The sequence below is a fragment of the Marinobacter sp. C1S70 genome (assembly GCF_000475355.1).
Classification (GTDB): domain Bacteria; phylum Pseudomonadota; class Gammaproteobacteria; order Pseudomonadales; family Oleiphilaceae; genus Marinobacter; species Marinobacter nauticus.
Genome location: NZ_AXBW01000012.1, coordinates 47,278 through 54,728, shown reverse-complemented (window position 1 = coordinate 54,728; position 7,451 = coordinate 47,278). Strand labels below are relative to the sequence as shown.

At 57.6% G+C, this 7,451-nt stretch carries 5 protein-coding genes; 1 reads left to right on the top strand and 4 read right to left on the bottom strand.

The genetic code is table 11. The features are described 5' to 3' along the window. Positions 1 to 99: 99 nt before the first annotated feature. Positions 100 to 1,317, bottom strand: coding sequence for an aspartate aminotransferase family protein (locus Q669_RS03725; protein ID WP_014422570.1), 1,218 nt, complete (start codon positions 1,315 to 1,317; stop codon positions 100 to 102). Positions 1,318 to 1,361: 44 nt separating this feature from the next. Beyond that, the gene (locus Q669_RS03720) at positions 1,362 to 2,825 is read right to left on the bottom strand and encodes an exonuclease domain-containing protein (RefSeq protein ID WP_036148721.1); all 1,464 of its coding nucleotides are present in this window, start codon (positions 2,823 to 2,825) and stop codon (positions 1,362 to 1,364) included. A 176-nt stretch (positions 2,826 to 3,001) separates the two neighbouring features. Between Q669_RS03720 and Q669_RS03715 the strand changes: the two genes are divergently transcribed. Next, a complete protein-coding gene (locus tag Q669_RS03715; protein WP_031211565.1) occupies positions 3,002 to 3,997 on the top strand; it encodes a DcaP family trimeric outer membrane transporter in 996 nt (331 codons plus the stop codon). A 399-nt stretch (positions 3,998 to 4,396) separates the two neighbouring features. Here Q669_RS03715 and Q669_RS03710 read toward each other — a convergent pair whose 3' ends face one another. Then, positions 4,397 to 5,650, bottom strand: a complete 1,254-nt coding sequence (locus tag Q669_RS03710; RefSeq protein WP_036148705.1) for an NADH:flavin oxidoreductase/NADH oxidase family protein — start codon at positions 5,648 to 5,650, stop codon at positions 4,397 to 4,399. A gap of 143 nt (positions 5,651 to 5,793) precedes the next feature. Beyond that, positions 5,794 to 7,449 carry a dihydrolipoyllysine-residue acetyltransferase gene (gene aceF, locus Q669_RS03705; protein WP_022991301.1) on the bottom strand — a complete coding sequence of 552 codons (1,656 nt, stop codon included), beginning with the start codon at positions 7,447 to 7,449 and terminating at the stop codon, positions 5,794 to 5,796. Between the last annotated feature and the right edge of the window lie 2 nt (positions 7,450 to 7,451).

Sequence of the window (7,451 nt, the reverse complement as noted above, 5' to 3'; positions counted from 1 at the left end):
TTCCGGAAACCGCTACAAGCACATCCCTGTGCGCTTCTCTCCGGCCATCCATGGCCTCCGAAATTTCCGGAAGGGGAACCCAGCCCCAGGGGCTACATTTTACTTAGCCGTGATCTTCTTCACTGCAGCTTCAAACCTTTCCAGCGCTTCTTCAATATCCGTTTCCGGAATGATCAGCGAAGGCGCCAGCCGCACCACATTGGCTCCGGCTACCAGGACCATCACGCCCTCATCCAGACCGGCGTTCAGGAAGTCTTTGGCCTTGCCCTGCCATTGTTCGGTCAGTACACAACCCAAGAGTAGACCAGCACCGCGAACTTCGGAGAACACGCCGTAGCGTTCGCCGATGTCCATCATGCCTTTGCGCAGTTTTTCGGAGCGGGCTTTGACGCCCTTGAGGATTTCCGGCTGGCTGACGGTGTCGATGACTTTCTGGGCCACGGCGCAGGCTAGCGCGTTGCCGCCGTAGGTGCTGCCGTGGGTGCCTACGCCCAGGCTGGCCGCGACTTTGGCGGTAGTGAGCATGGCGGCAACGGGGAAGCCGCCGCCCAGGCCTTTGGCGCTGGAGAGGATGTCTGGCGTTACGTCGTACATTTCGTAGGCGTACAGGTAGCCGGTGCGGCCTACGCCACTTTGGACTTCGTCGAAGACCAGCAGGGCGTTGTGTTCGTCGCAGAGCTCTCGCAGCCCTTGCAGGAATTCGGGATCTGCCGGCATGACGCCGCCTTCACCCTGGACGGGCTCGACCACGACAGCGCAGGTCTTCTCTTTGGAGATCAGCGCTTTCACTGAGTCCAGGTTATTGAATTCGGCGTGATGGATGCCGCCGGGGGCCGGTTCAAAGCCTTCCAGGTATTTGGGCTGGCCACCCACACTGACGGTGAACAGGGTGCGGCCGTGGAAGGAATTCTTGAACGAAATGATCTCGTGTTTTTCCGGACCGTAGTGTTCCCAGGCGTAGCGACGGGCCAGTTTGAAGGCAGCTTCGTTGGCTTCAGCGCCGGAGTTTGCAAAGAACACCCGCTCGGCGAAGGTGAGGTCACACAGGGTTTTGGCCAGCCGCAGGGCAGGCTCGTTGGTCATGACGTTCGACAGGTGCCAGATTTTTTCTGACTGTTCCTGTAACGCACCCAATAGCCCCGGATGGGCGTGGCCCAGGCTGGTGACGGCAATACCGCCCTGCAGATCCACGAACTCTCGGCCTTCCTGATCCCACACGCGGGAGCCTTCGCCTCGCACCGGGATAATGGTTCCGGGGGCGTAGTTGGGCACCATGACTTCATCAAAAAGTTCGCGGGAGACAGGTTCTCTGTTCATGGATCTCTCTCTGAGTGGATGAATTCCTCCCCATAATACGCCACTCAGGGCATAAGAACAGCCGGTTGTGTTATAGCATGTAACTCGATGATGCGATGGTGGTTTCGATCTTTCCCCAGGAGCGCTTTAATGAGCAGCTTGTAGGAATCCAGATCAAAGGTGACCGGGTCTTCGCCGGGCTGATAGTCGTGCAGATCGGCCTCGGTGTGCTGGTCGCTGCGCAGCGTTTCTATATGAATCCAGTTCCAGATGATCAGCCAGTCCGTGCGTCCGTTTTCCGGGTTTTCTTCGGCCAGGGCAACTGGGCCGGGCCAGGGCCAGGTTTTCAGACGCAGATTATGAAAGGCGATCTGCATGCGCAGGTTGAACCGGGTGACGTCTTCCGCGCCTTCACAGGCACCTTTGCACCGCCCCAGGGATCGTTGAAAGCATGGTCCCGGGGTTGCCGGCTCCAACCCCAGGAGTTTTCCGCACAGGTCGTTTTTGCTGGCGATGCCCCGTAACGCACTTAACGCGTCCCGCTTGCTGCGAAACAGGCCGAAGTAATCTCCCAGTTGATCCGGCGTGATGGTTCTGGCCAACTCGGCATTCAGGTAGCCGGAGTTGTCCGGGTGCAGGGCGATGCTGACCAGGCTTTTCGCCGCCCGTGAGCGACGGTTGAACAGCGGGCTCAGGGTCTTTATCTGTTTGAGTTCCAGCAACAGGGCACCTAGCTCTCCGGCAGTTTCGGTGTATTCCACCCGGCGCAGGCTTTCGGACAGCCGGATTCCACGGCTGCTCTGATGATCACCGGAAAAATGCGAGGCCACCCGCTGGCGAATATTGGTGCTTTTGCCCACGTACAGCAGCACATCGTTATCTCCATAAAACCGGTACACACCGGGCCCCGCCGGCAAGTCAGCGAGCATTTCCGCGGGTACGTTGGAGGGTGTGCTGGGGCGCTGGAGCAGGCGGTTGATGGTGGCACCAACGGTGTCTTCGCCATGCTCAAGCAAGGTGTGTTCAAAGAACGCCAGCATGGCAGTGACATCGCCCATGGCCCGGTGGCGCTCAACAGCGGGTAATCCGTGCCGGGCGATCAGCGCATCCATGTTGTGGCGTTCGGCCTCCGGATAGAGCGCCCGGGAAAGTCGAACGGTGCAAAGCACCCGGGCACTGAACAGACGCCCCAATCTGCGGAATTCACTCTTGATAAAACCGTAATCAAAGCGTGCGTTGTGGGCGACAAAAATGCACCCGTCCAGGTGCCGCTCCAGCTCGTCGGCAACGGTCTCAAAACGAGGGGCACTCGCCACCATGGCATTGGAGATACCCGTCAGTCGTTCGATGAACCCGGAGATCCGGGCTTCCGGGTTCAGGAGCGTTTGCCATTCCCCCACAACGGCCCCGTTGCGCCAGAAGCGGATACCAATTTCGGTGATCCGATCCCGCTGGGCATTGCCGCCGGTGGTTTCAATATCGACGAAGGCAAACGTAGGTTCAGATAGCATCTCGTGTTTGAAAGTCATCTTGCCCATTACGACCAAAGTACTCCTCCGGATGCCACCATGACTGAATCGAAGGCCTATAGACATTCGTCTAAATAATCACCGATTCTGTTTGAATTGTCATAGATTCGTAACTACTTTGTCTGTGGGTCCAACAACAATAAACGTGTGGAGACAACAACAATGCAAAGCAACAAATTAAGAATGGCAATTCGTGCGACGGCTACGCGCGACTGACTGCCACTTACGATATCAACGAAAAGATCACCGGTGACAACAGTACTCTGGCTGGTGATTTCTCAATGGTTGACGGCTCTGACAATGAAGGTCATTTTGACGCTTCTGCCACACAAAGCCGTATTGGCGTGAAGGCAACTCTGCCGCAAGACTTCAGGATTACCGTTGAAGGTGACTTCGCCAGCGGAGGCAATTTCCGCCTGCGCCACGCTTTCGGTGAGTATAACGGCATCCTCGCCGGTCAAACCTGGTCAAACTACAACAGCTTCACCGGCAATACGCCGACCCTGGACTTCAACGGCAGCGCCGGCTGGGCAGGCTACCAGCTTCGCACAGCTCAGCTTCGCTACACCACGGGCGGACTGTCCGTTGCCCTGGAGGATCCAAAAGGATCTATCGATGACACTACGGAAGAAAAAGACAGCATGCCCGCTGTCACTGCCCGCTATGAGGGCTCCGCGGACGCTCTGTCATTTGCTGTAGCAGGCCTGGTCAAGCAAAACGCCTATGAGGATGAAACCGCGGATGCAGACGACTCCGCCATGGGTTACGGCATGTTTGGCGCTGCCAAATTCAAGGCTTCAGACATGGTGTCTATCCAAGGCGCCCTGAACTACACAGACGGCGCCAATGCCTATCTGTACCAGTCCGGTTCAGCTGATGCCTACCTCGACGGTGAAGACCTCGAAACCATCTCAGGCTACGGCGCTTCAATCGGCACCAGCTTGTCCCTGGGCAACGGCCGCAGCGTCAACCTGACCTACGGTATGGTGGAACTGGATGTTGAAAATGATGGAGACGAAGAAACCCGCTCCAACATCATTGCCAACTACATGTGGACGCCGGTCAAGAGCGTGATGATGGGCGTTGAATACCAGTACTGGAAAACCGAAACCAAAGGTGGTGACAGCGAAGACGCTAACCGCCTGATGTTCGCAGCACAGTACAACTTCTGATCCTTCCTATCAGAAGTTAACTCAGAATTACCCCGGCTTCGGCCGGGGTTTTTCGTTCCAGGATGGTGCGCCAGCACCATTCCTGCTCAGCTCTTATCTTCCAGCCTCAAAGCCAATTATTCCTTACTTAACATTTTCATAGACTTACCTTCTGCCAGAAGGTTTGGCACGGCCAATGCAGAAGCCTGGATACGCTGGCGACAGCGAACTCGCATTCCTATCGCAACGACGTGAGGTAACGCCATGAAACTCGCCAAAGACCAAAACCTGTTGTTTGAACTGACCCAACCTGCGGAAGCCTGGGCCATGCAGGATCTGCACGATTATTTTGACTGGATGTTCTTTGCCAACTAATCAGAAAGGCGGCCGGCTGGCCCCTGGGGACAGCCGGCCCTCCGATTAGCTGCCCGCACGTAACCGTGTTCGAACGCCTCGGGTGGCCATAACCGCCAGCACCTCCATCAGGGATAACAGGCCCCGGTCGTGCTGTTTTGGAGCCCTGCCACGGGCAATCCTTCCGATCTGACGGGTGTACCAACTGACCTCCATCAGAGCCATATCGTCGATCATTCGAAGGCCGGTTTTAATAGGCTTGACCGCACTGGTAACCGGATCGCCCGCCATAATACGAACCGGCAGATCAGGCTCCACAACCAAGGGCCTTGCCAGCCCCACCAGGTCCGTGGCACCAGAATCGATGGCCTGCGCCATCCCCCGCTCTGTGCGGAACCCGCCCGTGACCATCAAGGGTACGTCCGTCAATTCACGGACTTTTTCAGCAAACTCCAGGAAGTAGGCTTCCCGTGCCAGGGTGCTGGCTTTCACCTCCTCGCTTCCGGCACCTTTCGCCATGGCGGGGTTTTCATAATTTCCTCCTGAGATTTCCACCAGATCAATGCCCTCGGCCACCAGCGCCTTGATCACAGCCAGAGACTCATCCTCAGTGAAGCCCCCGCGCTGAAAATCAGCCGAATTCAGTTTGATACCAACATTAAATTCCCTGCCACAAGCCTTGCGGATTTCTCGATACACAGACAGTACAAAGCGCCGCCGGTTCGCCGCAGAACCACCCCACTCGTCGGTGCGTTGATTGTGATGGGGAGACAAAAACTGGCTAACCAGATACCCATGGGCTCCGTGAATCTGTACACCATCAAATCCCGCCTTTTTGGCGACGGCTGCGGCCTGCGCAAAGCGACGAATAATGTCATCAATCTCCGGCCCCGTGAGCGCACGCGGAGTTGCGAACATCCCCCGCAGGTCCTTCTTGAACGGAATCGCGCTTGGAGACACCGGGTCTCTATTAAGCATCTTCGGGCTTTGCTTGCCTGGATGATTGAGCTGCATCCAGATCTGTTTCCCGCCACCCCGCCCGGCCCTGGCCCAGGATTTGAGAAGATCCAGATCGGCCTCATCCTCGACCACGACGTTTTGCGGCTCCCCGATGTGCCTCCGGTCAATCATCACGTTGCCAGTGATCGACAGCCCGGCACCCCCGTCTGCCCAGGCTCTGTAAAGGGTGATCAATTCTTTAGTCGGATGATTATCAATGCTTCCCAGCGTTTCGCTCATTGCGGACTTGGCAAAGCGATTGGGGATAACCGATCCATTCGGCAGCGTGAATGGCCTGGACAGCAGTTCTGAGGGAGTCATGGGAGCCTCGTATCACAGTCGTTTGTTGTGACACTGATGGTGGGTGGCTCATAACGTGCAGACATTGGCCGAGCTGACCAGGCCTGAGCGGAAGAGTGGTCGCACTGCAACGACACCGTCGCAGTGCGACCAACAAGGCTACATCACAGCAGCAGGGTCCGAATATCCCCAAGCAGCTGCGTCAGCAAGTTGGTAAACCGGGCAGCATCTGCCCCGTTCACCGCACGGTGGTCGTAAGACAGCGACAGCGGAAGCATCAGCCGCGGCTGGAACTCCTTGCCGTCCCACACCGGCTTCATAGAAGCCTTGGAGACACCCAGGATCGCCACTTCCGGCGTGTTCACAATCGGTGTGAACGCGGTGCCACCAATACCGCCCAGGCTGGTGATGGTAAAGCAGGCGCCCTGCATTTCTGCCGGCTTCAGCTGCTTGTCCCTCGCCTTCTGGGCCAGCTCGGCGCTTTCTGCCGCCAGCTCCCACAGGCCTTTCTGGTCGACATCCCGGATCACCGGAACCATCAGGCCATGAGGCGTATCCACCGCAATGCCGATGTGGATGTACTTCTTGCGCACCACCTCTTTGCGCTCCATGTCCAGGGACACGTTGAACTGAGGCAGTTCCGCCAGTGCCGCCGCGCAGGCCTTGAGCAGGAACGGCAGCGGGGTCATTTTCACGCCACGCTTTTCGCCGGCCGCTTTCTGGCCCTTGCGGAAGGCTTCCATTTCGGTGATGTCGGCATCGTCGAACTGGGTTACGTGGGGCACGTTCAGCCAACTGCGCTGCATGTTGGTGGCCGTGGCCGCCATCATGCGGGACATGCCTTCACGCTCGATCTCACCAAACTGGCTGAAGTCCGGCAGTTTCACGCCCGGAATGCCAGAGCCAGTGGCCACGCCACCGCCCTGCTGGGCCTGCTGTAACTGGCTCTTCACGTAGGCGTGGACATCGTCTTTCACGATCCGGCCTTTCGGGCCAGAGCCTTTCACGCGAGTGAGGTCGGCACCCAGTTCCCGAGCCAGTTTGCGCACGGCCGGGCCGGCGTGCACCTTGGTGCCAGGTGAAGGCGGCTCGTAGGTGGAACCCTGCGGCTGGGGCGCCGATTCCTGCTTGCCCTGTTTTTGCTCCGGTTTGCTTTCCTGGCTGTCTGGCTGGGAGCTTTCTCCGGAGTCTGCAGAGTCTTCCTCTTCACCACCATCGTCTTCGATGGTCATTTCCAGCAGGTCTGAACCTTCGGAGAGCTTGTCGCCTTCCTTCACCAGAATCTTGCCGATCTTGCCAGCGTAGGGTGACGGAATTTCCATGGTGGCCTTGTCGGACTCCACTGTTACCAGCGGATCTTCCTCACCAACCGTATCGCCTTCAGCCACGTTGATTTCAATCACCGGCACATCTTCAAAGCCATCCAGCGAAGGCACTTTCACCACTTCGGTGCGAGAGCCGCCGGACTTTTTCCTGGGCGCCGGTTTGCTGTCTTCGGATTTGGCCTCGGTTTTACTTTCTGCTTTCGGCTCGGGCTCGTCGGATTTGTCGCTGCCGTCGTCGTCCGAGCCCCCAGCATCACCGCTGGCGGCCAGCATGCCGATCACGTCGCCCTCTTTCACCTTGTCACCCACTTTCACTGTGATTTTGGTGATCTTGCCGGCCGCAGGTGCCGGCAGTTCTACCGAGGCTTTGTCAGACTCAACGGTCAGAATCGGATCTTCTTCTTCAACCGAATCCCCTTCACTGACGATGATTTCGATGATCTCGACTTCATCAGCACCGCCGAGATCGGGAACCTTGATTTCCTGTTCACTCATGG